Annotated in this window: 22 protein-coding genes; 6 read left to right on the top strand and 16 right to left on the bottom strand. The window is 48.8% G+C overall.

All coding sequences use genetic code 11. From position 1 onward, the window contains the following. Positions 1–225: 225 nt before the first annotated feature. From WC184_12780 to WC184_12740, 9 genes are all read right to left on the bottom strand, one after another. On the bottom strand, positions 226–1,002 hold the full coding sequence (locus WC184_12780) for a hypothetical protein (protein MFA7478741.1): 777 nt from the start codon (positions 1,000–1,002) through the stop codon (positions 226–228). After that, on the bottom strand, positions 995–1,684 hold the full coding sequence (locus WC184_12775) for a hypothetical protein (protein ID MFA7478740.1): 690 nt from the start codon (positions 1,682–1,684) through the stop codon (positions 995–997). Before WC184_12775 ends, WC184_12780 begins: the two co-directional genes overlap by 8 nt. Beyond that, positions 1,681–2,814 (bottom strand): pilus assembly protein PilM, encoded by a 1,134-nt coding sequence (gene pilM / locus WC184_12770; protein ID MFA7478739.1) that lies wholly within the window; start codon positions 2,812–2,814, stop codon positions 1,681–1,683. Before pilM ends, WC184_12775 begins: the two co-directional genes overlap by 4 nt. Before the next feature lie 216 nt (positions 2,815–3,030). Beyond that, on the bottom strand, positions 3,031–4,560 hold the full coding sequence (locus WC184_12765) for a PilT/PilU family type 4a pilus ATPase (protein ID MFA7478738.1): 1,530 nt from the start codon (positions 4,558–4,560) through the stop codon (positions 3,031–3,033). A 205-nt stretch (positions 4,561–4,765) separates the two neighbouring features. After that, on the bottom strand, positions 4,766–6,103 hold the full coding sequence (locus tag WC184_12760; GenBank protein ID MFA7478737.1) for a type II secretion system F family protein: 1,338 nt from the start codon (positions 6,101–6,103) through the stop codon (positions 4,766–4,768). Next, positions 6,100–7,770 carry a type II/IV secretion system protein gene (locus WC184_12755; GenBank protein MFA7478736.1) on the bottom strand — a complete coding sequence of 557 codons (1,671 nt, stop codon included), beginning with the start codon at positions 7,768–7,770 and terminating at the stop codon, positions 6,100–6,102. Before WC184_12755 ends, WC184_12760 begins: the two co-directional genes overlap by 4 nt. 20 nt (positions 7,771–7,790) lie before the next feature. Beyond that, positions 7,791–8,360, bottom strand: coding sequence for a hypothetical protein (locus WC184_12750; protein ID MFA7478735.1), 570 nt, complete (start codon positions 8,358–8,360; stop codon positions 7,791–7,793). Positions 8,361–8,408: 48 nt separating this feature from the next. Beyond that, positions 8,409–9,098 (bottom strand): hypothetical protein, encoded by a 690-nt coding sequence (locus WC184_12745; protein MFA7478734.1) that lies wholly within the window; start codon positions 9,096–9,098, stop codon positions 8,409–8,411. A gap of 66 nt (positions 9,099–9,164) precedes the next feature. Next, complete coding sequence (locus tag WC184_12740; protein ID MFA7478733.1) at positions 9,165–10,685, bottom strand: hypothetical protein; 1,521 nt, start codon at positions 10,683–10,685, stop codon at positions 9,165–9,167. A gap of 222 nt (positions 10,686–10,907) precedes the next feature. On the opposite strand from WC184_12740, the gene WC184_12735 reads away from it, so the two are divergent. Beyond that, entirely contained in the window at positions 10,908–12,695 is a 1,788-nt protein-coding gene (locus WC184_12735) for a hypothetical protein (protein ID MFA7478732.1), read from the top strand. A 46-nt stretch (positions 12,696–12,741) separates the two neighbouring features. Here WC184_12735 and WC184_12730 read toward each other — a convergent pair whose 3' ends face one another. From WC184_12730 to WC184_12720, 3 genes are all read right to left on the bottom strand, one after another. Next, positions 12,742–13,857 carry a sigma-70 family RNA polymerase sigma factor gene (locus WC184_12730; protein ID MFA7478731.1) on the bottom strand — a complete coding sequence of 372 codons (1,116 nt, stop codon included), beginning with the start codon at positions 13,855–13,857 and terminating at the stop codon, positions 12,742–12,744. Positions 13,858–14,205: 348 nt separating this feature from the next. Then, positions 14,206–15,075, bottom strand: coding sequence for a hypothetical protein (locus tag WC184_12725; GenBank protein MFA7478730.1), 870 nt, complete (start codon positions 15,073–15,075; stop codon positions 14,206–14,208). After that, the gene (locus tag WC184_12720) at positions 15,072–15,560 is read right to left on the bottom strand and encodes an HIRAN domain-containing protein (GenBank protein MFA7478729.1); all 489 of its coding nucleotides are present in this window, start codon (positions 15,558–15,560) and stop codon (positions 15,072–15,074) included. Before WC184_12720 ends, WC184_12725 begins: the two co-directional genes overlap by 4 nt. 197 nt (positions 15,561–15,757) lie before the next feature. On the opposite strand from WC184_12720, the gene WC184_12715 reads away from it, so the two are divergent. After that, entirely contained in the window at positions 15,758–18,478 is a 2,721-nt protein-coding gene (locus WC184_12715) for a DNA polymerase (protein ID MFA7478728.1), read from the top strand. A 155-nt stretch (positions 18,479–18,633) separates the two neighbouring features. On the opposite strand, the gene WC184_12710 is transcribed toward WC184_12715, so the two are convergent. Next, positions 18,634–19,356, bottom strand: coding sequence for a hypothetical protein (locus tag WC184_12710; protein ID MFA7478727.1), 723 nt, complete (start codon positions 19,354–19,356; stop codon positions 18,634–18,636). An 87-nt stretch (positions 19,357–19,443) separates the two neighbouring features. After that, complete coding sequence (locus WC184_12705; protein ID MFA7478726.1) at positions 19,444–19,956, bottom strand: hypothetical protein; 513 nt, start codon at positions 19,954–19,956, stop codon at positions 19,444–19,446. Positions 19,957–20,201: 245 nt separating this feature from the next. Here WC184_12705 and WC184_12700 point away from each other — a divergent pair, with 245 nt between their 5' ends. From WC184_12700 to WC184_12690, 3 genes are all read left to right on the top strand, one after another. Then, entirely contained in the window at positions 20,202–20,759 is a 558-nt protein-coding gene (locus tag WC184_12700) for a hypothetical protein (protein ID MFA7478725.1), read from the top strand. 105 nt (positions 20,760–20,864) lie between these two features. Further along, a complete protein-coding gene (locus WC184_12695; protein MFA7478724.1) occupies positions 20,865–21,305 on the top strand; it encodes a hypothetical protein in 441 nt (146 codons plus the stop codon). A gap of 193 nt (positions 21,306–21,498) precedes the next feature. Then, entirely contained in the window at positions 21,499–21,699 is a 201-nt protein-coding gene (locus tag WC184_12690) for a hypothetical protein (protein MFA7478723.1), read from the top strand. A 398-nt stretch (positions 21,700–22,097) separates the two neighbouring features. On the opposite strand, the gene WC184_12685 is transcribed toward WC184_12690, so the two are convergent. After that, on the bottom strand, positions 22,098–22,604 hold the full coding sequence (locus WC184_12685) for a hypothetical protein (protein ID MFA7478722.1): 507 nt from the start codon (positions 22,602–22,604) through the stop codon (positions 22,098–22,100). A 406-nt stretch (positions 22,605–23,010) separates the two neighbouring features. Between WC184_12685 and WC184_12680 the strand changes: the two genes are divergently transcribed. Then, complete coding sequence (locus WC184_12680; protein ID MFA7478721.1) at positions 23,011–25,650, top strand: SNF2-related protein; 2,640 nt, start codon at positions 23,011–23,013, stop codon at positions 25,648–25,650. Positions 25,651–25,767: 117 nt separating this feature from the next. On the opposite strand, the gene WC184_12675 is transcribed toward WC184_12680, so the two are convergent. Further along, positions 25,768–26,268, bottom strand: a 501-nt coding sequence (locus WC184_12675) for an RCC1 repeat-containing protein (GenBank protein ID MFA7478720.1), incomplete at its 5' end; no start/stop codon positions are given.

Below are 26,268 nucleotides of genomic sequence, written 5' to 3'. Positions count from 1 at the left end.
CGTGCAATTATGCAACCTAACTCTAAAATAGAGTACGACCAGCGGGTTTGGTTGGGTTCCGGTGACCCTATTTTACCTATCCGCCCAACTCGTACTAAAGCACATCTAGTGCGCTATTAAAACAAACAGTGTCAAACTTTACGGCCCGTCTTTGGGTTGGTGAAAGTTTGACACTGTTGTTGTTTTTTGGTGGTCTAGCCCTGTTTAAAACTTTGGGTACGTAACCTAAAACTGGTTTTCAGGGTTGTCACCATTGTCAAGATTGTCTAACATTTCTGTACCACGTCGTAACACGTTCTCAGGGGCTATCGGCACATCGTTCGGTAGCACATCGACCGGTTCATTTTCAGGGTCACTGTTCTCTATAATTTGGGAATTATTGTTTTCCGGTTCGCTAACATCACCAGTTGTGGTGTCACCCGAGCGGTTTATCCCTGGTTTTGTAGAGAACCAAAGTTGTGCCACTAACGTAAATTTCGGTGTGTCGCTGTATGACATTTCGAACTGTGTTACTGTCACAAACTGTCCCAAGCTTTGTAACTGTTCAATGAACCGGGTAGCTGTATCAGCACCAGCGTCGGCGTTAAGGGTTAACGACCGCACCCATAAGGTTTCGATACTGGTTTGTACATGGCGGCCTAGCTGCACATCATCAGCTGACAGCCCTGTGTTTCGTGTTGCGGTGTCAATAATGTTGATCAAATCAAGGTTGTATAGTGTTGCGGCTTCCTGATCGGTTTGATCTGTTTGTGGGGACCAGATTTTAGAATCAGCAAGTAAGCCTTGTTGCATCAACGGGGACTCTTCGCTGTTTGTCCCCAGGTTTTCAAGGTTTCGCATTGCTACATCGTTGTCCGCAACAGCGTCACTGTGTTCGTTTTTAGCGGTTTGGTATTTGGTTATTGTGGGTAACAATACGGTTGCGATCAACGCTATAAATGCGGTTGCCGTTACAGCGATAACTAACCAGGTTTTTCGGTCCCATTTTCGTGTTTTATTCATCTAGAACTCCGAAGTCGTTGTCGAGCTCTTTTGTTAAGATGTCTGTGAAACCGGCGGCCAAAGTACCTTCGATAGTGATTTCGACATTAGGTGGGTTCCCATGGTATTCCACAACAGGAGGGATACCTTTAAAAAGGTGTGCTTCTTGTATAGCTTCAAACGCTGCGATTGTATCTTGTCGTGTGGGGGCTACAGCTGTTAAATGTAATGTTGAGTTGTCGCTATTTGTTGGGTCAACCATAACGGTTAGTTTTGTGACCTTTACCTGGTTTGGGAACGCAACAAAAACTTGTTCTACCAGGTCATCAGGTTTTATAGTTCCTTGGGCGGCTTCTCGTAGTTCTGCGACCCGTTCAGGAAGATGGGTGTTTAGATTGATCCGGGCCCCACCGAAGCGTTGTTGTGCTTCCACCGTAGCACGTTCTGTTAATACTTTGATCTGGGTTGTGTTTTGCTTAACGTTATTAATTTGCCCGCCGAGCAGCATGTTAGCACCAAAAGTCACGACAATTATTGCCACCCCAACTAGGGACGCTAGAACAGTTTGGCGTTTCGCTTCTTTTTGTTTTGCTACACGATCAGCGATAAAATTGAATGTTGTTACTGGTATCGCTAACGATTCTGGGGGGTTCGTGTTTGTTTGGGCAGCCCGTGTTTTGGCGGTTTTTAACGGTTTGATCATTCTGGTGGTTCCCACAGTCCGAGTCCGATGGCAGTAGCTAGAAGTAACATGGTTTTCGGGTTTTCTATCCCGTCTTGGATATGGGGTTTGTTGGAGTTGTTGTTTGCTAAATGTGCCCAGGGTCTGCCGATACGTACCTCGACACCTAGACGGCGTTGTAACCGTTCTTTCAAACCTCTCAAAAGCGAGGATCCGCCACATAAAGCTACTTGGCGCACTTCTCCTTCGGCGTCTGTTTCGATCGCTAAAGCGATCTGGTCTACAAGATGATCTACTGCTGCTGCTAGGGCTTGTTCGGAAACTGTTTTTTGGTTGAGTTTCTGTTCGTAGGCTTCCTCATCCGCGGTGCCTGTATAATCGGGCCCTAAAACCATTTCTGGTTGTGTGTGTGAAACTAGCTGGGTCGCTTCTTTACGTGTTTCAGCTTCTTCCAACGATAGTTTCGCAGCAGCTGCTAACGTTTCTGTGAGGCTTAACCCTCCGGCTTGGAGGCCTCTCACAGAACGTAAACGTAACCCTTGTCGTATGATGATCGTGGTTTGGGTAGCGCCAATGTCTACTATGGCTGTGGTAGCTAACGATGATGGGGTGTCTCGTACGAGGCTGCGTAGCAGCCCCGCTGCGGAGAGGTCTATCGCTACTGGTTTGACATCAGCGGCTGAACATATCCCTAGGGTATGTTCTAAAGTTTCTTGTCGTATGCCTGCTACTGCTAAAAGCGAAACCGGGTTTCCTTCAGCGTTTTCGGTTTTGGTGATTTGTTGGGTCGCTAAAGCAGTGGTGTTTATTGGTAGAGATGCTGATACTTGGGTGCCTAGGGTAGCTAGCGCTTTCAACCGGTCAGGGGTTTTGACAGCTGCTGGGATCGGGACACGGGTAAGTCCCGCAGTGGGGTGAGTGATACCTAAAACTATTTTACTGTTTCGGGTACCAACATCAGCTAAAGCCGTTTTTAAGGCGACTGCTACCACTTTAGGGTGGCGTACAGCGCCCGCTGTTACTGCACCTGCTGGCAGGTCCACATTTGAAAACCGGTCGATTATAGCGAAAGTGTCTTTATCTAAACCTGATATTTTCGCGGCGCGTACCGCTGTCGATCCGATCTCAACCCCAATAGTGTATTTAGCCATTTTTATCAGGTTTTCCTTCTGGGGTTACCACAGCTCGTAGTAACGCCCCGAACACTCTGCGACGTTCAGCTTCGTTTATCGCCCGAAACGGTGCTAACACTTCACTAGCGGTAGGTGCAGGTTGTTCGGTGTTAGGTGGTGTGGGCGGCACGTACAGCTCCAGGTCTGGCCAGATAGGTAACGTTTGGTAGTATCGGCACATACACGCTTGTGGTTTTATCCACCTAAGGAATGTAAAGCCCGTTCATAATCGTCTACATAGCGGGCCCGGAATCGGGCTTCTTCTTCGGTTACGGTCCGGTTACGGACTAAACGAGCCAGGTCTTGTTCTAATGTTTGCATCACATCTTTGGGGGCGGTGTCAATAACTTGGCGTAATGAAAGAAGACCGTCTGGTTGGCGTAGGTTGTTAGCTACAGCCGAGTTGCCTACTAGCACCTCATAGGCTGCTACCCGCCCGCCGGTAACTGCGGGGACTAGTGTTTGTGATATGACCCCTTTGAGGATATAGGCAAGTTGGGAACGGGCCTGTTCTTGTTCTCCTTGGGGATAGGTTGAAATGATCCGTCCCAGAGTGGAGACAGCATCGTAGGTGTGTACTGTTGCAAATACGAGAGCACCGGTTTCAGCTGCGGTGACCGCAGCTCGGATCGTTGCTGTGTCACGGGCTTCTCCAACAAGGATAACATCGGGGTCTTGTCGTAATGCTTGGACTAGTCCTTGGTCGAACGCTGTGAATGATTGCCCAAGTTCTCGCTGATGTATCACTGCCCGTTTGGTTGGAAGGATATATTCGATAGGGTCTTCCAAAGTGATCATATGTACTGGACGTGTAGCCGCGATGTGGGCCAGCATTGACGCTAGCGTGGTAGATTTACCAGAACCGGTCGGACCTGTTACTAACACAAGTCCCCGTTCCAGCTCAGCAAATGCTTGGGCTGATGGTGGTAGGCGTAACTCGTCGTATGACAAGAGCCTGGACGGGAGTCGCCGTAGCGCCATTGTTAAACCGGCTTTGTCACCACCGATGTTGATCCGGAACCGTACCGGCCCGTACGAGTAAGCAGCGTCTAGGTTATGGGTCGCAAAAATTTGGGGTAGGACATCCTCTCCTAGGAGCCTTACGATTTCTTGACGTAACCAGTTGTTTGTTAAAGGTCGATAATGTAGTTCTGTTAAGGCGCTGTTGATGCGTAGCACCGGTGGGTAACCAACCGAGAGATGGATGTCAGACGCTTCGAGCCCTATAGCTTGGTCTAAAAGTTCTAAAATGTTGCCGGTTTCGGGGCGGTGTTCTTCTTTCGCGCCGTCTCCGTAGGCTTGGTTAAGTAGCGTAACAAACTGGGTCGCGGTAGTTAAAACAACTTCGAAACCGGTGTCGGATCCTAGTTCTGCTTGTATGCGTTCCACATAGTTAGGCAGGTCTTCGATCATAGCAACACGTGGAGCGCTGCCAGCTACAGCAACTGAACCTAGCTGTCTGGCTAGCGGTGCGGGTAGTACTGGTATCCCAACTGTTTCGGGTGTTGTTGTGGGTTGTTGAGCGCATCGCCCTTTCAGCTCTAGTAGTTCGCGGTCCGATAAAATCCCGTTTTTTACTATGGAACGTTCCAGTAGCGCTATAGGCGGGTCGTGTCGTTCAGGTCCAAGCAGGGAGATAAGATCTTCACTAGATAGCACGTTTTGGTTGATTAACGCTGCTATCAAACTTTGGGGGGTGATCGAAGGTCTAGGGTTTAAAACCATGTGTTTTTACGGTGTCTGGAACTGTGATGCTAGCAACCAGCTCTACCCCCAAGCGCAGGTTTGGATACCGAAACGCTCTGATCAACACCGGTTTTGTTACAGCTAAAGTTTTTAACGTTTCGGCAGTGTTGCTGGGCCGCGTGTTTAACCGCGGGTTTCCTAAGACAACTGGCCCCCACCGCTGTTGGTGGGGGGTGTTGTTTGGTCACAGCCCGTATGACTCTCCAGCCGCGGTAGCCAAGTTAAGGATTGGTAGGTACAACACGATCACGATAGCGCCGATCACGATTCCCATTAGAAGCATTAACGCTACTTCTAGTTTAGCTCCCAGTCCTGCTACCAAAGCGTCGATTTCTTCTTCTAAAGACGAGGCAACAAAGTTGTACATAACTGAAGATTCGCCTACCTCGTCACCAGCTGTGAGCATCGCTCTAAACTGTGGTTCTATTAGATGGTCGTAGTCCGCAAGCACTGAGGACACTACCCGGCCTGATTGTAACGCTGCGATCATTTCTCTTGTCGCTTTTGTGATAGTCCAAGACCCTGCTGTGCGGTCCCCTAACGCTAGCGCCACATGAATGTTCAAACCGGCTTCTAACGCTCCTGCTACCGTTGCTGACCATCTGTATAACGTGTTGTAACGCCACATTTTTCCTAGCAGCGGCATTCTGAAACGGTAGCTTTCAAGTTTGGCACCCAAATCTACATCGTCTATCCGTTTTTGACGCCAGGTTTTGTAAGCCGCCCAGAACCCTAACCCCCAAAAAAATGGTGACATGATATTTAATGGGGAAAGCCACAGCGGGTCCCCAGATCGTTTCCAGATCATTGGGAACGCAAACTGGAATTTGAGCCGGATTGGTAGCAGGTAAGATGAGATTGTTGTTAAGATTCGTGTGGGTCCTGGGAGTGGTTGCCCTAACCCTTCATAAAGTTCAGCAAACCGGGGCACAATCAGGGTTAAGATGGCACCTACTAGACCTATAGTGATTACCGCCAAAATTTTTGGGTAGGCGGTAACGGACCGTACTTTTAGCCGCATTTGGTGTTGTTTGCCTAGGGTGCGAGCTAATTTTGCGGTGGTCGCGGCTTGGTCTCCCATAGCGTCACCGGCTTCTAGATACGCCCGAAAAACAGGGTCGAACACACCAGGGTATTCTTCCATTGCTTTATATAGCGGGACACCTGCGGTTACTTTGTCCGCCAAGTCGTTACACATGTGTTTTACACGAGGGTCGTCCGAGTTGTCACCTAAAGCGCGTACAGCGTCTGACACTGCGACACCGGCTTTTAACATGAGGGACAGTTGTCGTGTAAAAGCGACTAATACTTCGGGTTTTACTTTGAGAGGCCGTTCAAAGATGGTTGACAGGTCTCTAGAGAGTAACGTGTTTTTGTTTTCTGTTAAATCTAAAACGAAGACACCTTCAGCGGAAAGCGTTGTAATAGCTAAAGATTTGTTAGCTGCTCTAACAACACCTTTTTTTTCTTTACCTTCGTTGGTGATTCCACGATACGAGTATTCTAGGGACGTGTTGCTCATAGTTCTGTAGTTTCAAAGGAGAGGTCCCCAAACTCGGAGAGGATTATGGCAGCTACTTGGGACACAGTTGTACGTTTTTCTTCGATTAGACGCCCAGCGTCAGAAACAATGGGACGCCAGCCTGCGTTGTAGGCTGCTTGGTGGAGTTCGCGTCGCTCTGCGCGTGTGTTTACCGCGGTGCGTACAGCGTCGTCGGGAACTAAAAGTTCTGATACTGCTAAACGCCCAAGATAGCCCCGGCCGTTGCACCCAGGGCACCCGTTAGGTTGAGCCACTTCGGGATATATGGGCAGCCCCATTGTTTCTAAAGCGTGTTTTTCTTCTATTGTTGGTGGTCTAGACGTCGCACAATCATGGACTTTGCCGACTAGCCGCTGGTTGATTAGCAGGGTTATAGCTTCAGAAGTCATATAGGGTTGGACACCCATTTCGCTTAGCCTCAGATAAGCTCCAGGTGCTGAACGTGCGTGGAGTGTTGTGAGCACTAGGTGTCCTGTGATTGAGGCTTCCATTGCTATTTGTGCGGTTTCAGCGTCGCGAATCTCACCCACTAAAATCACGTTCGGGGCTTGTCTTAGTAGGGCTCGCAACGCACGTGGCCATGTTAAGGAACGGTCACCGATATCGGTTCGGATTTGGGTTTGACCAACATAAGGAAGTCGGTATTCAACAGGGTCTTCAACAGTTAACACGTTGCGTGCTAAAGCATCTACTTCTCGTAGCAGTGTGTATAGCGTGGTTGTTTTTCCTGAACCGGTCGGCCCGACTACAACTACACAACCTTGTGGTTCTTGCACACTTTTCCGCATTATTTCTAGATGTTGCGGTGAAAAGCCCATGTCTTCTGGACGGGTTCGTAGAGTTGCTGAGTCCAGGATTCGTACTGCCACACCGGGACCGTTCATTTGTGGAATGAGCCCTACCCGCGCATCTATTTGACGTCCTGCTACAGTGTAACTAAAAGTACCGTCTTGGGGTTCTAAAACGTTGGTTTGGTCCATGGACGAACAACGCGCTAGAAGCGCTGGTATAACTTCGTTTCTTTTGTTTTCAGGTAAAGGGACTGGTAGTTGATGTAACGTCCCGTCAATGTTGAACCGGACTAGCAAACTACCGTCGTGTAGAAACCCGAAAAGTATGTCACTTGCACGGTCTGCTACAGCTCGTTGTAACAGGTAATCTATCCAAGCTGGTACAGCGTTGTCAGCGCTAGGGTCTGTTTCAAAATCGTTGGAAACATACAGTAGGCGGGACTGGACTTGGGCTTTAGCGGCTAGCGCAGGGGTGTATCCCTGTGGAAAATAGGAATCTAGATATGATTGGGCGTTCATATCTGTAGGGTTAGCCATCGCCACAACAATGTTGCCGTTGCTGGCCCGTAACGGTAGGGCAGCTAGTTTTGTTAGCGTTGCGACGTCAAGGTTTTGTAAAAGCCCCTCATCGAAACGAACTTGTTGTGTTGGGCCGTGGAGGTCTATATATTCCCAACCGAACTCTTTAGCGATCGTTTTCAGGATGTCTGCTTCGGCCACTTCAGCTAACACAAAACTTACTAGAGACCGGCTAGATTTTCTGGCTTCAGCTATTAACCTGACCGCTTTTTCAGGTGTTAACAGGTTGTAGTCTAACGTTAAGGTAGCTACCGCTCTTTCAACTTCTACTGACACTGTGCAAACCTCTAAAGGTGCTAGACACAAACATTTTGGGTGGGTGGGTTACCGCCAGCATCGGCACAGCTTTTAAAAACCCAAGGTGTTTGCCAGCTTTCACCAAGCGGTGATTGTAGCGGGACTGGTGGGCTGAGTTTTTCTATGGTGGTAGCAGCACAGTCGGTAGCATTAGGTGCGGTTATGTTTACAAACAGGTTCCCCACCGTTTCCGGGTTGTTGTCTGGTTGGCTAACATATTGCTGTTTTGTAGCTACACATACACCCTCGGGTGTCATAGCAGCAGCAACTATTCCCCAGTTGTGGGTTGCTACAGAAACCTGCCCGGAGCTGGGGGTTGTGTCCGGCTCAACAAGTTCTATGTCTTTAATGTATGGGGTAAGCTGTTCGAGCGTTACCATCGGGTTGTTGGTGTTTTCTACAATCATCAAAGCAGAGTCCAAAACAGCATCTATTTGTGATTGGGCTATATGTTTATAGGCACGGGAGGGTGAGTTGTTGGTGTGGGCTACAACTAAGGTCATTGAGATCCCAGCGATGAACAGCGCCACAGCGACCTCAAAAATAAACGTTCCCCGACGATAAACCATCAAATTAACTGTGACCCGACGAAGAAGGTACGCTACTAGCTTCCGAACTTAGGTTTCAGGTTCAACGGTGACCGCCATACCTACGAGTTGGCCTGCTAGTTGTGTGTTTAGTCCATGGCCGCCGATCGCTGCTGGCATTTGGTGGGCTGGGACATAAACAGTTGCTGTTTGGGTTTCTTCATCAAGATGTGCTTTTGTGACCGTTGCTGGGGCGAAAGCGTTCGCTAGGTAGGTGTCAGGGTCGGGATGCCATGCAACAATATCTACTTTTTCTTTGCCAGATGGGTCTAGAATGCTAGCGGCGTAACGGACACGGGAAGCACGTCTGCCTATACAGGCCGCTATTGCGTCTAGTCCTGGTTCTGTGGATGCAACCGCAACTTTTGTTCTAAGACCGGCTGCTCTGGAGATTCCCATGATACGGACGGTACCGTTTCGTACTTCTGGGCTTATAGATTCAAACACTGCTGCAACAAAATCTGGGCGTACAACACTAACTACAGCCCTGGGTGAGGGTCCTAACTGTAACGCTTGGAACTGTTGGTTTGGGACCCATTGTTGGTTAGCGGGAAATTCTGTTACCGGGAGAAGTACTTGTTGTGGGTCAGACCCATCAATCGGTAGTGTTTTACCTAACGCCACATCTGGGGTTACAGTTTCTAGTTTGACTGTTACTATTTGGGGGATGAACGTTTCGGTTTGGGAAAGTAAACCCAAATCAAAAAACATGTTTGACATTTGTGCAGATCTTTCTGTGTTTGTTTGTTCTGTCAGAGTCGGTACTTTGACATCACCGGTGTTTTGTTACAGGTGGGCGGGTTGCCATAGGGTGTCACCTAGACCAAAAAACGGTGTTGTCGCTTTGTTGGTTTGTGGATATGGGACGATTGCAACGTTTTGGATTTCGGTTGCGGCGAGCGTTAGGTTGTGCCCATTCAACGAACCTGTGATTTGAAGGTGTTGTATCCAGTTAGGGTTGTTGTCAGGGTCACCTAGATTTTGTGGGGTGACCATAAACGGTGGGGTTTCGCTGAGCGCTAGTCCGCTTAGGTGTGCCATTATTTCTAGATCGGTGTTTTGGGCTGCCCAGGTTGGTATAACAACGGTGTCGGTAGCGACGATACCCAACTGGTTTTCAGGCCCAGTGACAATCGGGCCGCCTATCCAAATGTTGGCAGGTTGTGTTGGAGTTCCCGCAAGGAATGTTAGCGAGCCTGTAAATGTTGGGTTGGTAACTTCTGGTTCTGGTGGGTTTGTGCATGCAGGGTTGTTTTGGGGGTCGTTGTTTGTGAGACAGGGCGCTATTAGCAGGGTTCTGTCAGAAAACACGGTTCCGGTGGAGGGGAGGTTAAAAACCCCTACCGATAACCAAAAGTCGGTGTGGGTTGGGTGTGTTCCGTAGTCAAGGTTCGCTATGCGGGTTGGTTCGTCACACGGGTCGTCACAGGTTTGGGTTGGGTCCCAGTCATAGGGTGCGGTAGGGATGAACAGTTCCAGGTTGTTTTGACCCTCGGGTTGGATCATGAACACAGGGGCTGTTTGTGATGACGGTAAAACTATTTGGGTGTTATCAATTGTTGTTAATGTTTCGCCGTCTGTTAAACAAACTTTGGTGGTTGTATTAAAAGCCGGGTTGTGTTCATCGACCACATTTTTGGGGATTTCAGGGCCGCTACAGGCCACAGTTTTGGTTTGTGTAACATTTTTTGCCATGGTGGCGAGTGTGATCGGGTTTTGTTGATAGTTACGTAGCTTTAATGTGTCCGGGTTGTTTTGTGTTTCCGGGGTGGCGTAGCGGTAACCGGGGATTTGTGGCGGGTTCCCGCCTATGACTGTTTCAGAGGCGAGCATCCCCCCAAGATGAGTGATACTTGATGGTTCAACCCAAGTTATGGGTCCGCCAGCATAAATATTGCCGTCTAGTTGTGTTTGTACCGCTTTGGTGTCAGTTTCGAAACTGAACGGTCCCGTTGTGGTGTATATCCACGGTAAAGCGGTTTGTAGGCTTAGAAACTTTTCTTGGGTTGCTAACTCTGGAAAACCGGGGTGGAACGCCACAAGGTGTAAGTAGGGTTGGTTGGGGGTTGGGTATGTTATATGGGTATAGGGAGTTTCTGGGGTGTTGTTTGGGTTGTAGGTCCAGTGCATCCCGCAACTATCAACATCCCACGGTTCTCCTGGTGTGATTTCTGTTGGCGGGTCGGTGTCACATAGCCTGGGTGCTTCTGTTGGCAACACTGTTTGGGTTGCTAACAACAAATCTGTTTGTAACATTCTGGTGGTGGTGTTTAGCAGCTGTTGTGTTTGGTCTGTGGCAGCAGTCAAAGCGGTTTTGTGACCTACTGTTACTGTTTTCAAACTCAAGTTGTATGCGACAGCGGTTACGATACTGGCTGCAGCAACCAGCGCTAACACAGTAAGTAGTAGCGCTACACCTCGATAATGCTTTTGTTTACCCCAGATCGGTTTCTTGTAATGTCTCACACTTTCAATCGTTACTTTAAGGTTTGGGGCGGCACGCAACAGCTTTATAGACGGTCCCGAGGGATGGGTTTGATAGGTGTGGTAGCAGCTACAGCTTTGTTGCTCTTAGGTGCCGCTGCTACAACCACGGTAGTGTTACAAACTGTGCGTGACCGTGTGACGCTTTCTGAATGGGCGACTTACAACCAGGTTTTTGAATCCTGGTTAGATGACGTTGAACACCAGTCTTATAGCGAGCTTGTTTCACCCGATTTTGTGGGGCCCCAACCTTGTGAAACTTTTGTGCTAGATAACAACAGGCCCCATAGTTGTGTTGAACGTGACAACATTTCTGTTGTGGGTGTTTGGGATATCACCCCTGCCACTGTCGGAGGGGTCTCTGGCTGGAACCGTGTAGCAGTGTCCGATTTGGTTAACGTTTCGGTTTCAGGAGTGTTATCTAACGGCAAACCTTTCACCCGAGAACGGGTTGTTAACGCGCCTTCACCGTTTTGGAAACCGGGTCATGTCCCACTGGTGGTAACAGTAGCTGGTAACCCTGCCGGGTTTGATACCCCTGTTTTGTTGGTTGATGCTAACAACCCGGACCCGATAGTAGATATGGGTGTGGTTGATCCGAACTCTGGGCGGGTGGTGTTGTACGCTCCAGAGGGTTCCTGCCAAATGTTGATGTCTTGTGGTGTCACATTAGCCCCTGGCGCTATCGGAAACCCGAACAACACCTGGGCTTTTAGTGAGGGTTACACTACAGAGCTCTTAAGTGTGACTATGGTAGCGGACAGGGTTGCCAACATTGAGATACAACTAGAACCTATCGGAGAGTTCTTGGGGGAAACATCCGGTTTCGATATCGACGTTTCCAAAGAGGTACTTCTCCAAAGTTCCACCGCCGACGTTACCGTTTCAGCGCCGCTGCCTCACTGGTTAGAACCTGAACAACCCGCCCCGGACCACGAACCAGAACCAGAAGCTGAGCCGTCACCCCCGGTTGTTGTTAGCCGGTCGTTTGCTCCCCAGTTTTTTGATATGGCTGGTAACCCTGTCGGAGGTTTCCAAGCCGTTGGCGGGGGTTGTGTTATTGAGGTAACCAGTTTGGATGATACCTGTACCTTTGAGTTGCAGGTCGGCCCCAACACTGCGCCAGGTTTCTACGAAATGGTTTTTGTGTCAGGGGCCGAACACCACCGTGAATCGCTAGAGGTTATCGGAGCAGCACAACAAGTTCATGGCAACCAGGTAGCAGTACCACAAAACAGCAGCGTAGAAGTGAAGATGGTTGTGTTTGACGGTTCTGACAGTCCGGTTGCTAATAGCCCTATTTATTTGTGTATCCCAACTGGAGGTCTGTCATTTTCGACCCAAACCCCAGTTTCTGACGGTGATGGTGTCCTGGTTTTAGATGTGGTCGCAGATCGCTATAGTGTAGGCGGGTCTCATGCGATCCCCATATTTTTCGGGGTGGATGTTTCTAGCGAAACTTGCGGTTCGAATCCCACACATTCTGAACCTGATACGTGGCTACACATAGATGTGGAACTAGTAGCTGACCGTATTGTTGCGGTGGCTGAAAAAACTATGCAACCAATGGTCCTTAACGCTATACCACTTCAGGTTGTTTCCCCAGAGAATCTAGACCTCAACATTGTGGGTGAAGGTGTTGGTGGGGTTTCTGTGACAGCCTATATTGCTTCTGGGGATCCTAACATCAAAGTGTCACCATTAATGACAACCAACCGGGACGGTTTCGCTACCCTATATTTGTATGCTCCGACATCGTTATCTAAAGAAACAACCTTGACTGTGGTATCTGAGGGTTTGGGTTCTGTGCAGGTTGTTTTAACCGGTGAATAGCTACCCGTAGAACCACTGGTTAGATGAGTTGGTACGGAGCGCTAGTTTAGGCTGTTGTTAGCTGGGACCAGCCAGATAACGCTTCTCGGAGTTGTGCTGTTGCTGAGTCTCTAAGTTCATGTAACCGTTGGTTAGACACCCCAATAGCTGTCCTAGCTTCGGTCAAGGTTCGTCCTTCTAGGAGAAGCATCCGGGCAGCTATTGCCTCATCGGGAGCGAGGTTAGCTAAAGCAGCATGTACAGACTCGTCTCTCAAAATTTTGATAGCATCAATAGCGGGGTCTTCGTGAGACGTTAAAAAAGGAAGGTCGCCACCTTGGTCGTAGCAGTCCGCTAACATTTCGTCGATAGACGCCGCTGGTGCTAAACGGGGCAACAGTTTTAGCTGTTCGACATGTTCAGGAAGTTGTTGGGCAAGTTCTGACAGGGTTGGTGTGCGTGACAGCTCGGCCGCTAAATCTTCTTCAACTTTTGCTGCTTTGCGTACAAATGTTGTTAAACGTTTCGGGATTGGACCTTCGGCACGTACCCCATCTCGTATAGCACCCGAAATTTTTTGGCAGGCGTACGTCGAAAACTTGTAGCCTCGGGCTGGTTCATACAACCGGTAAGCAGCACGTAACCCTACCCAACCGTAACCAAACATGTCTTCAGCGGAGCGTTCCGAGTAGCGTCGCAGAAGCTTGTGGATTTCATGCCAGATCAGTTTGATATGGTGCTGTGCTTCATACCCAATAATACACCACGCTAACTTTTCGGCGTCTAACCCTATTTTTGTGGCTTCTTCTACTACTTTTGGTAGGGAAGTTTCTTTAGGTGTTTCATCCCATTCTTGTGCTAGGAGACGAACAATGGTTTCGTTGTGTTGTTGGGATGTTGGGGTGTTGTGGAGTTCCGCTTGGGTTGTTAACCAGTTTTGTGTGTGTTTAGCTAAGGTGGTTACCATCAAGGTCCCTAAAGGGACCTCTGGTGGTTTATAACCTGTTGTTTTCCGTGTTAAAACTTCACACAGTTCTGTGATAGCCAACTGGGGTGATATTTGATGGGTGAGCGCTGTTAGCGTTTCAGCTTTTTTTACGATCGCTAGAACCGAAGCTAAATCCCAGGCCACGTTTGGGAAGGTAGGGTCGTTTTGGCGGGTCAGCCCAATCGGTAAACTCATGTGGGTCGACAGTTACGGCGTTTTCTGTCCACGCCAGCTAGCCGGTTCCGATAGGCACCTTTTATGCTCGGGGTTGCCTGCCCTAGCTCAACCCTACCGAACGTTCCGTTTAAGCTGACCCTAGGGTTTTACTAAACCACCAACCCGGTTTTCTAGGCCACTACTCTTGGCGTTGTGTGGGACACCTTTTAGGGTTTTTTGGGTGCTGATACTACTAGTGTTGCCTTATAGGGTTTAGAAGCCACATTTTTGTTAGATTCCCTCACCCAGCATGATCTTTCCTTTTTGTTGTTGGTTCCCCGCTAGAGCTGTTGTGTGGTGTTTTGTGTGGTGTGGGGATTGTTTGGGTTAGTTGTGTTGGATCAAGATCAGGTTGGCTAAAAGTTGTGTTATTAGATGGGGATGGTCGTTTTGTGGATGTTGGCGCAGCTGGAGTTCCGTGTCAACAACTTGTTGCAAACAACGGTAGATTTGTGGTGTGGCATATTTTTTTGAAACGTTTCTTGAACGTTGTTTAACAAAGGGTGCCAGGTCGGTGGTGTCCGGGTTTTCTTGAACGATCAACGCTGTTTTGTACCAGGAATGCAGGTAGCCACATACCGCAAACGGGTTTTGGTTTGTGGCTGCTTCGACCGCTTTTTTGAGGTTGCTGCCTAAAACATGGTCTGTTATTTCCCAGGGCACACCTTCTGGGTAGGTGGTTCCTAACAGGATGTTTATTTGGGGGGCGGTAGGTTTGGTGATGTTTGCTAGTTGTAACTGGTGACATACCGATCTGATCCGGTCCAGGTTATGTCCCGACCGGTTAACAAAAACGTTCCGGGTTTGTGCTGTTAAGGTCACACCGTAGGTGCCGGCTATTTGAGTTACCCGTTGCGGTAGGTCACGTCCTTTAAGTTTCGGGTAGGTTTCAACCACAAAATCGTTGTTTTTTGGTATGCCCGCAGGTTTTCTGCTGGCGACCATAACAACAACGGCGGTGTTTGGAACTTGGTTTAAGGCGTGTAACACTTCTTTAGGGAGTGTTTCAGCGTTTCGGATCAGAACCGGAGGAGTTTGCCCAAAAAGGGGACGGGTTGTTAAAACGTCGAGAAGTTGGTTGGTTTCAAACCCTGGGTCGTGAAGGTCGAACCGGTGGGGTGACTGTTCTTCGAAGAGTTGTTCGGTTCGTTCGGTGATGCCGTTGTAGTCACCACCGACCAGTAGGTACACACTCATTCGGTTTTAACCTGTTTTAGGGTCACTCTTTTTGTGGGGTAGATCATCGAAGCGCCTTGTGGTGTGATGATGGTAACAGTGTCGGGTTTTTGTTTTAACACGGTACCTAGGTGACGTCCTGATGGGGCCAACGCGATGAGTTGTGTTTTTGGTGGTGTTGGTGTTTGTTGAACACGTTTGGTTAGGATGTGTTGGTTTTGTAGTTGTAGTTGGAGACGTAACCCCCATGTTTGGCCACGTAACACCTCCACTACGGTGGCATGCCAAGGACCTTCACCATGAAAACGTGTGTTTAGGTTTTTAGGTATCCAACCTATGTGGGTGTTGTTGTGGGCTAACACTTTTATTGCGTTAGTGTCGTAAGGGTTTTTTGGGTCTCTTTCTAATGTGACTTGCTCACCTTCTACTATGAGGCGTAATTCGTGCTGTTTGAACGACACACCTGAAACAGGGATAACAGTTTTATCAGGCAAGTTAACATCCATGTTGTTACCGTGTCATCATTCGGTGAGCTAACACACGATTGTGGTGTTTGTTACCTGTAGGTTGGTTTCGGTCTGGTTGGTTCTGGTGGGGTGGTGTTTGCGTGTCTAGCTCCTTGGAGCACGGTTGTTGTTTGGTTCCCTGTTCCCAGCGTTAATCGTGGGTTTAGAAACTAGAAAACAAACAAGGAGTTTTATGTATGGGAAAACTAGGCGAGACAGACCTTAGCGCTGTTCCTGTGTTTTTTGTTGGGAACAGTTGTCCTGATAATGTTTTGTTGGGAAGTGTTGAAGGTTTTGTTGAATCTTTGGCCGGGGCGGAAGCAGTAGCGTTAGACACTGAAACTTGTTACCGTCCAGAGCTCGAACTAGACGGTATCCCAGGTAAAGTACGGGTTATTTCATTAGGTGTCCGTCAACGTGACGGTAGTGAGGTTGGCTGGGTTTTTGATATGCGGGACATCGATCCTGCGATTTTGAAACCTTTGCTAGCGGGCTTAGCGGTTGATGCTTGGAACGCTAACTTTGATGAACGGGCCCTAGCTGGTATCGGTATCGGCGATCTTGTTTGGTATGACGGGATGCTAGCCGATTCCCTTTTAGCTTTGGGTGCTGTAGGCCACCGGTTTCACCGTGGTTTAGCAACTGTTGCGCACCGGGAGTTTGGTATAACTCTTGGTGGTAAAGGCACTACCCAGCTGTCATACAACTTGGACGACGATCTGTCTTTTGAACAGGTTCGTTACGCTGCGGAAGACTCACTTATCACTTTACGGGTTTGTGACGTTTTGAAACAGCGGGTAGAAAATGAAGGTCTTAGCGAAGCTGTGGCGTTAGAACAAGGCGCCCGCCCAATGTTGAACGCTATGATGACACACGGGGTGCCTTTCGATTGGGAAGGTTACCTTGAGACGTTAGAACCTGACTACCAAAACATTACCCGGTTGTACGCTAAACTAGCTGAACTAACTGACGGTGGTCCGCAACAAACGTCGCTGTTCCCTGACGAGAACCTTATGCCAGGTTGGCAGGTCACCTCAGCAGAACAAGTTAAAGAAGCGTTAAACCGTTGGGACCCCGACGCTGTTGCACGATACACCGGTGGGCGGAACCTAAGCGCTTCCGACACGATTGGGCGTACAGCTTTAACAGAAATTGGTGGTACGTTAGCTGAAACAATTTTGGCTTTTCGTACTTCACATAAACGTGTCGCTACCTACGGGGAAAACATGGCCCCCTATGTGCGTTGGGCAGACGGTTCGCCAGTACCTGCCACCTTGGCAGAACTACGAAACAGTGTCACATATCAACAAACATCCAGGTTGCCACGTCTGTATGGGCGATATAACCAAGCTATTGTAACCACCGGGCGTTTTTCTAGCGACGAGTTCAATATGCAAAACTTAGATCCCGCTATGAAAAAACATTTGCGGTGCCCAAACCCCGAGTTGGTGTTTGTTTATGCCGACTTGTCCCAAGCAGAGGTTCGTGGGATTGCTCATATTGCGGGTGATACTGACATGGCTGCCAGGTTCGATTCTGGTGAAGATTTTCATGATTCCACAGCGAACCGTATGTTCGGGTTAGAAGTCATGGAAGAGCTGCGAGCTAACAACCCTCAAGAAGCCGACCGTAAACGTTCCGGTGCTAAAGGGGTTACTTTTGGTATCCCATATGGTATCTCTGGTCCGGCTATGGCCCAGGATTTAAGGAACAAAGGTGTTGAGGTTAGCGACAAAGAAGCTACTGAATGGTTGCAAAACTATTATGAAGCGAACCCGAAGATAGAATCTTATCTTCGTGGGCGTGACACGTTTGTAGCTGAGATAGCTAACAACCCGGCTAAGGGCCGTATAGATTGGGCTATGTCAATGTCGCTACTGCTTTTACGAACTGAGAGCGGCGCGACAAGGTCCCAAATCCGAAACACAACTGGTGCGGTACCTGACGGGTTAACGTTAGCTTACGCTTTGTACCCCTATTATATGGTTTTGAACCAAGTACAAAACGGTCGCAGTCCGCAAACGTTCAAAAAGTATTTGGTTGAAACTGTCGCAACACAACAAGGGTTAGACCCCCAGGCTGCTACAGTTTCTGATCAAGCTATCACCGAAGCGGAACAACACCTGGTAGAGAAACGTTATCTGGAGTTAGCCGCGTCGCTTGATTGGGCGTGGTCCTATGACGGTGCGGTTGTGTTGTGCGACGACGGAACACCTTTTTCGTTTGAGTCACGTTCGCCTTCTGGGCGGCGCCGTTTGTTTCAGGTACCGATGAACGGTTCAAAATTTTCGGGTGTTATCACATCTTTTATTTTGAACCTTTTCACCACCAAAAACCAGGTAGGGATCGATTTCCGTGACCAGTATCTCGCTAAACACCACATTGTTGTGCCAGGTTTAGTAGAAAGTGGTAAAAAACCTGACCGGAACCGGTTACGGCAAAACGCTGTGAAAGCGTTCGAAAATAAGAACGCTCGCCACAAACTGGGTTTAGTTCAAGAAGGGTTTGACACCTTCGGACCTGTTTTTATGGGTCGTAACCTAGATAAAGCGTTAGCGGATCAGATCCGTGCGTTAACAAACGCGTTCCGTAACCAACCTATCCAAGGTGTGGTAGCTGATATCATGTCGAAAGCTTTCGCCGAGATTTATCGTCAGTTACCGCCAGGGTGTAACCCTGTGATGACAGTCCATGACTCGGTAACACTTATCGCACCTGTCGATAAAGCTTTGGAAGTGGCTAGGATGGTGAAAGCTGAACTGGAAAAAGCTGAACGTCACTATTTGCCGTCAGTATCGCCAAAAGCTGATGTTGATGTACGTACTAGTCTCGACAACAACGACGTGTTATACACACTTGACGAAAATCAAGAACCTTTGTATACGACGTTAGGAAAACGCCAACTAGTGGCCGCATAACACCACCACCAAGTTAACATTACAAACTTTAAAACGTTCCCTACAAGCTATCTGTGCTGTAGGGAACGTTTTGTTTAATTTTAACAACCCATCATGTTTATGTAGGTAACCTCACAGTGTGTTAAATGTTTGGTTTGTTTTTGATACCTGGTTGTTTAGCTGTTTAACATGTCCCGTTTCCGTAGGGCACCTGGTTTGAACAACGTTCGTTTTGATGAGGGGTTGTTTTGGGTGTCCGTAACTGTTAGAGGAGCTACTGCTAAATCGGAAGCTTGTAGCAACAAGGGCGCATACCGGGGCGCTTCACAAAGAACTACTTGTAACCTAGGTTGGCTCGCTGTGTGGGTAGCGAACCATTTACGTGTAAAAGTAACCATCTCTTCGAGCTGGTTTGGGGGGACAAGTACCGCTACCGCAGCAGCACCGGCTCGCACATATTCTGAGAGGAGCCCATCTGAAGCGCCAAGGTCTTTCGGGTTGGGGAACGCCAAGATGGGGATGGTTGTGTCCGTGGTATGAAAACCAATTAGTGGGAGTTGGCGTAAATGGTTAATACCTTGCATCACTAGGGCAGGGTTAGCTTCTATTTTCCAGCCGGCACGTTCAAGAGAACGGGTGGTTTGCCAAAACGTGTGCGCTGTTTGTATATCAACTTGGGACCGAAACGTTTCCCACAGGTTTGGTGCCACGTCTCCTAACTCATCAGGGATAGGGCGACCAGCAGGGGCTGTATAGATGAACAGTTCGTTACGGGCTTCTTCTAACGCTAACACCCCGTTATCTAAATAAGGCCCGATCAACGCCAACACTTTGTTTAGAGGTAACCCGCAGGCCTGCACATATTCGTTGAGGGACGCATACTGGTAGGCGTCCCTCACGAAACAGCGGTTGAGTTTAGAGTCCGCCACATTAAAAACAGGTTTGGTGGGGTCATAGGTGTAGAGCGTCACCCGTGGTTTTCTTTCTTAGGAAACGGTTTTGATATCCGAGGTTGCTGGTGGTGGTGCTGCTAGGAGCTGTTTCAGTTTGGCTTTTGTTAACTCATCGATATCAGGGTCTGTAAAAAGCTGGGTGACAGCATATTTGAGGTGTTGATGTGCCGCTCTTAAAACCCGTTCTGTTTGAGCGGTTTGGGATCGTTGTTGTTCTAGTGCCGCTAGTTTTTCTCGGGCTAACACCCCAAGCACCGCTTCTTTTTGTTCATCTGAAAGATACCTAAAAGCGTCGGTTGGCATCAGCGTAGTTGGTGTCCCGGCCCGCATGTTTTGTTGGCTGGTATCTTGAAGTTCTTTTTGTAACGATCTTATTTGGCGGCGTAACGATTCCGAAGTTGCTGTCACTCGCCGTAAAAAGTGTGAAAGTTTTGTTTCGTCTTTCAGAAGTGGGCGCCCGTTTACCTTCACCATTTCTTCAAGTTCAGCGGCCGCTAAAGGCACATCAACCATTGAGGGGTCCGGTATGTAGGAAGGTACTGCCATACAGGTAAGTGTCGCCTCACTCCCCTACATGGTTGCACCTCTAACAACTATAGGGTTTCCACAATTTGTGTTGCGGGTGACTTTGATACCCAGCTGACCAGTAACAGTCACTGTTGGTGTTTAAATATTGTTTTGAGTGGTCTGTCTAGACACCGGTAGCTTTTAGGGTTTTAGCGTTGATTGTGCCTGGTATGGGCTGCCCTGTATCTTCAACCCAACCTTTTGGGGTTTATCTAGGTGATATCTTGTCGTTTCCTAACGGTTACGTCGCTACAGTACGTTCTGTCATCACTTTTGACGACAAATATGTGGATGTTGCAGGGTTTATAGTTTTAGGGGACACCAGCCTGGTAGTTACTGTCCCACATTCAGGTCACGTTTGTGAAGTGTTTGTCCCCGTTCAACAAGACCTTTCGTTGTTGGGGACGCCCAGATCGCTAAAATCTGGGGTGGCACGCTACTGGCCGTCCCATCTACCTGGGGTGAGTGGTGCTATGGGTGAGCTTCGCTGGTCGTTGCAACGTTTAGATAGCTCTCCGACACTTGCGATGTGTTTAACACGCGATGTGGTATCTACAGTGTTTCTCCCGGTTGGGACCGTCCCACAACAACAAATCCGACATATAGCGGTTGGTGCGAGAACAGGTAGCGAAGCTCCGGTGGTGCGTCACAGCGGCGAACTGGTCCCTACTATTCTACCCAACCAACCCACACCTTCGATTTATCGTGAAATGCCCACAAACCGTTTTGTTGGCGCTAACAACGCCACCACCAACCAGGTTTTTGTGCCCCAACTAAACTAGCCTTTCGGAGAGCCCAGCAACCCTGGCAATGACAACAAGTTGCGAGAAGTTGTAGGACACAAAGTTTGGGTGTGGAGCACAAAGTTTTTAAAGCACCCTAAAAGCATGTCTTATGTTTGTGTGTTTAATCTTCTCTCGTCACGGTTTGTGGTTCTAGATGACCATATTGTGGTCTATAGCGGTGCCGGTGAGCTTTTAGGGCAAAGCTCTAAAGTAGGTGGGCGACCTTCCGAGTGGGGTTTACAAGCCGCTGATTTTTTGGCTGGTAACGGGTTCGTTACCCGTCAAGGTCTCGACGGGTCCCACATTTCTGCTAAAATTGGTTGGTATAACCCGTACACCTATCAGGTGGTAACCGGAAAAATCGGTGAAAACCAAACCGTTTTTAGCGATCAGCGGTCCCTAGAATGTTTCGACGAAGGGTTGGTTGGGTTGCTAGAACCAACACAACTAGTTTTTGGGGCACGTCAACTACCGTTACATGTCCCGCAACGTGCCGAACTTGCCGAGCTTGTAGCTAACCATCAACAACCCCACGCAGCGTAACTTCTCAACCCAACACACGGTTTTTTGTTGACATGAACTGTCCTTATAGGCGGGCTGGTTTAAGTTTTTTGGTGGTCTAAACAAACCGGTAGCAAAGCGTTTTGTGTGTTTAGTGTTGCTTTCTGGTTGAAGCGTTGAACGTGGTATGTGCCGACACTACAAATCGACCAGTCTCAACAAGGAGCTAACTTTCATGCGTCGCTTACCTTCCAGATATGCCACGGTTTATAGCCGTATGCTCAGCTTACCTAAGCGTGGCGCTACTCTCATTGAATATGTGTTGCTTATCGCTATGGCAGTTGGGTTGATGCTGCTGCTAAACACGGTCCTTGATGGGGCTATCACTGATCTTCTCGACAAAGTCCGGGACGCTATCAGCGTAGGTACCGGCTAAACATTCCTGGTTGCATCGCATCCAAACCAAAAAGAAACCTACCGGTTGGTGTCCGGTAGGTTTTCTTTAGGTACACCCGTTTTGTTTAGCGCTAGGAGCGGTTTGTTGCTGAATAGTTTTTAGCTGGTGTTAGGTGAGATCTGTTATTGTTTGTCGGCACGCCAGCTTTGATGCCTGTTTTTTTCGGTCCAGGAACTTTTGTGTTGGTCGCCGGTACTGATGATATTCACCAGCAGCGATCGCCTGGGCACGTCGCGTTTGTCGTAAAAGTTTTATAGTGTCGTTTTTCATTGTGTTGCCCTACGGTTTTGAAAGTGTGTTGCGTAGGATTGTGCAAACTTTAACAACATAAACAATCAACTATCCCACAGGTAGTCTGGTGTTTTTTAGGGGGGTTGTTACACGGAGGCGGGCACGTTTTCGCCTAGCGGGTCGGTTACTGTGAGCTGCGCGGCGGTGATGGCACGGGCTAGTTGTGGGTGTAACGCGCCAGCAGCCAGATCGGAAGCGGCCCATAATAACACTTTTGGGGGTAGTTCAAGATTTTCGAGGTACTGAAGGTAGGCGCTGCAACGGTTTAACAAGTTGGTTGTCGTTTCCGACTTTTCTTGGGAAATGTGGTAGGTGATGGGTGACACATAACCCGCAGCTCGTGACAGTACCGCTGAAAGCGCTGCTACCCCGGCGTGTCCGTAGCGTTGAGGTTGGTCAAAACTGGGGGTGTTGAACGCGAACAGCCACAGGTCAGCTCCGATCACTGCCGCTACTTGGTGTGGTAACGCTGTGGGGCTGAGTTGGGCACCGAAACGGCTAGCACGGGCCCTTAACACCGAGGCGGCTGCCCCAGCGGGATACCATAGCCCCCCAAAGAGGGTTTCCGTTCCTAAAATACTGTCAGTGTCCACAGTTTTTAGTGTCGCCACACCACCGTTTTGGTTGTGTCTGGGTGGTTCCACCAAGTAGCGGCCGTTTCGGGCTTGATGTCCGGTTCCATGTTTGGTTTTTTGACCTCACAGCTTTTTTGGTGTGGTCACACATCTGTGACACTGCCACCACCATGTCCCCAGAGAGGTATCTGGTGGAGATGTGATTTGTTGCTTGGTGTAGGGCGGAATGTTTTTGGGTGTTACGGTAAATGAAAGTCTGTGTTGTTTCAGGGGGAAATGACACTATAGCTGGTGTAAAGACCTTTAAGTGGAGACTTTGTTTGTCGTGTCAAGTGTTGTAGTTGCTAGCCGGCCTGTGCTGCTAAGTAGAGAACACAATTTTTTTCGGTTGGTGTTTTCCTATGACCCTGTTTTGGTAGACCGTGTGAAACGGTTGCCTTATTCTATTTGGGAACCTAAAACTAAGTCGTGGTTGGTGCGGGTATCAACCGATGCTGTGGAACAGCTGCGGGCCTGGTTTTATGACGGGTTGTTAGATGTTTCACCGGACACGTTGGTGTTGGCTGATGAACAGATACCGGTTTTAGCGGCGGCTGTTTTACAGTCAGGTACCAATAAACGCCCGTTCAAAGTGCTTTTAGGGGTGCGGGACGACAAGCTATTTAACCGTCTCAACAGTGTGCCTGGGGCGGTGTGGCAAAACCGTTCCGGCGGGTTTAGTTATCCTGTTTCGGCTGCTAGTGGTTTAGCGGAACTGGTTGATAAACAAGTTGTTTCTGACCCGGAGCGGTTACTAACCCCGGCCGAGGTTACCGTGATGTTTGACGCTCAAACGGGCCGGTTTAAGCTTCGTGGGGACAGCCGGGCGCAACAAGCTTGGGACCATTATTGGCCTTTGCGTGACGTGGTGGGTGAATGGCGTCAAAAAGGTTTAGATGTTGGGTTTGTTGATGATTTCACAGCCGAGGTTTACAACGGTGAGCTGGCACGCCACCGGGGTGTTGAACTGCAACCCGCTGGTTTAGTGATGCCTTTGTATGAATATCAACGTAAAGATTTGGCGGTTATTGTGGAACGTACCGGTTTTTCGGTGCTACACAAAATGGGTGTCGGGAAATGTGTCGCACCTGAAACTATGGTTTCAACCCGAAACGGTGCGGTACCTATAGCTTCGTTGTGGGAAATGGTTGACCCTGGTTCTTTAGTGGTGGAACCTGACGGGGTGTGGGGTTTGCTACAACAACCTGTGTTTGTGAAAGCGTGGGACAACAATGGGGGGCTTGTCACACGAAAGGTTCTGCGTGTCTGGAAACAACCTATTGATTCTGTGTTGCGTGTCATACACACCCGATCCGGTAAACAGATCGAAACCACAACTAGCCATAAACTTCTCCGTGATAGTGGGTGGACTGCCCAAGTTGGTGTTGGGGATAAGATCGCTACTGTGTCCGGTGAACCGTTTAACAGTACCGCCCAAGTGTTCTTCGACACTGTAACTAAAGTTGTGTTTGTTCCGTACCAGGGTTTTGTGTATGACTTAGAAGTCGACCAAAACCATAGTTTCGTAGCCAATAATGTGGTATGTCACAACACAGCGTTAGGTATAGCCGCCGCTCAAGAAGTGATGGTTAACCGTGGTGATGTGTCACGGGCGTTGTTTATTGTCCCTTCAAATTTGCGGTCCCAATGGAAACACGAAATTTTGCGTTTTACAGGTATGGACCCGAAAGAAGTGGTTGTTATTGAAGGTGCTACGAAAAAGAAACGTTTAGAAACCTACGATCTAGCTGAGCAGTCCCGTTGGGTTGTGGCTTCTTATGATGTGACGATTCTCCCTGACGACAAAAAACGGTTACGCAAGTTAGTGCAAGGTTCTTATTTGATAGCGGATGAGGCGCACCGGTTAAAGTCCCATACCGCTGCGCGTTCTAAGGTGATGGCCGATTTTGCTCAGCGTGCTTCTCGACGGCTAGCACTTTCTGGTACCCCAGCTGAGAACACTCCTAATGAGTGGTTCAACATTTTTTCGGTGTTCGCTATCCCCGGTCTTTTTGGGTCTCCTACCGATTTTTTGTCTCGCTATTCGTATCCTGGGGAGTACGGCGGGTTTTATGGTGCTCAACGTATAGAAGAGTTACGAGACCGGTCATTCCCTCACTATGTGCGTCGAAGTCTTGAAGATGTGGCAGAACATTTGCCACCTATGCGTATCGAAATACAATATTTGGACCCTACTAAAGAATATGCTGCTGTGTTGAGGAGGGCTCATAGCGAAGCCCGTAAAGAGCTGGCTGCTAAACGTTACGAAACTCTCACTGACGATCAACAGCTTCTTTTAAACGGTGAAAACCAGGTTGATGTTGAGAGTGGTGTTGACATGACTGCTGTGGGTATGTTGAAACTGCTTTGTTGTTCGCCCCGGCTTCTTTTAGAGTCCGACGCCCCGTCAGCTAAAGCTTTGGTTGAGGCAGGGATCGTTCCTGATGTGGATGGCCCAAAAATAGAAGAACTGCGTTCAATGGTACGTCAAGTAGCGGACGTTAATGAACGTGTTGTTGTGTTTAGTTCTCTAAAACGGATGGCTAATCTGGTCGCTAAACGTCTAGAAGAGGACGGTATTTCGTATGTGTTGTACACGGGTGACACCCCACAAAAAGAACGGGATTTGGCGGTAGAACGGTTCACCAGCCCCGGTACCGACACAGACCCTGGGCCGACTGTGTTTATCGCTACTGATGCTGGTGCTGAAGGCCTAAATTTGGGTCGGATGTGTTCAACAGTTATCAACTTGGATATTCCTTGGACTCCTGGACGTTTAGCGCAACGAAACGCCCGTGTTCGCCGGGTCGATTCAGAATCTAAAGGTTTCCAGGTTATTAACCTTGTCGTTTTAGGTACTATCGAACAAGGTTTTTTGCAGATGATAGAAAACAAAGCTGATTTAGCTGATGCTTTGTTTGGTGAGACTACTGGGCGTGCAAATCTTACAGGGCGGGCTAATAAACCAAACCGATATATAAACACCGCTCTTGATTGGCTTTCCAACAACGAAACCGCGGTGTAACACACCAAAACACGCTTTAGAGGCGGCGAAACCTAGCCTGCCGCCACGAAAGCTATCTATTAACAATAGTCGTACCGCTATATACCAAACACACCCCACTTGTGACGGTACGGTTCGTTAGGGTTCCACAACTAACACCGGTGTGGTCTGGTCAGTGAGGTTCCCAGTTCCTAACCGGCCATTAGCACCCGAGCCCCAGCAGTAGGCGTCACCAGCTGCGGTCACTCCACAAGTGTGGGTAGTGCCTGCGGTGACAGACACGAAACTGTGTTCACCTAATATTTTGACCGGTGTTGTCATCTGTTGGGCGGTGTTCCCGATCCCTAGCTGACCTTGAGCGTTCCAACCCCAGCAATATGAGTCACCGTCTGCGCCCACTGCACATGAGTGGTAGTTGCCAGCAGTGACAGACACAAAACTATGATTACCAGAAACTTTCACAGGCGTGTTTTGGTGACCGCCGCTCCCATTCCCTAACCCACCAAACGCATCGTAGCCCCAGCAGTATGCGTCGCCCCCTGTGGTCACTCCGCAAGTGTGGTTGCCAGCAGCGATAGACACAAAACTGTGACCACCAGACACTTTCACAGGTGTGTACTGATTGGTGGTGTTCCCGTT

The organism is Acidimicrobiia bacterium, assembly GCA_041676705.1.
GTDB lineage: Bacteria > Actinomycetota > Acidimicrobiia > Acidimicrobiales > SKKL01 > Actinomarinicola.
This window is presented reverse-complemented; position numbering and strand designations above follow the sequence as displayed.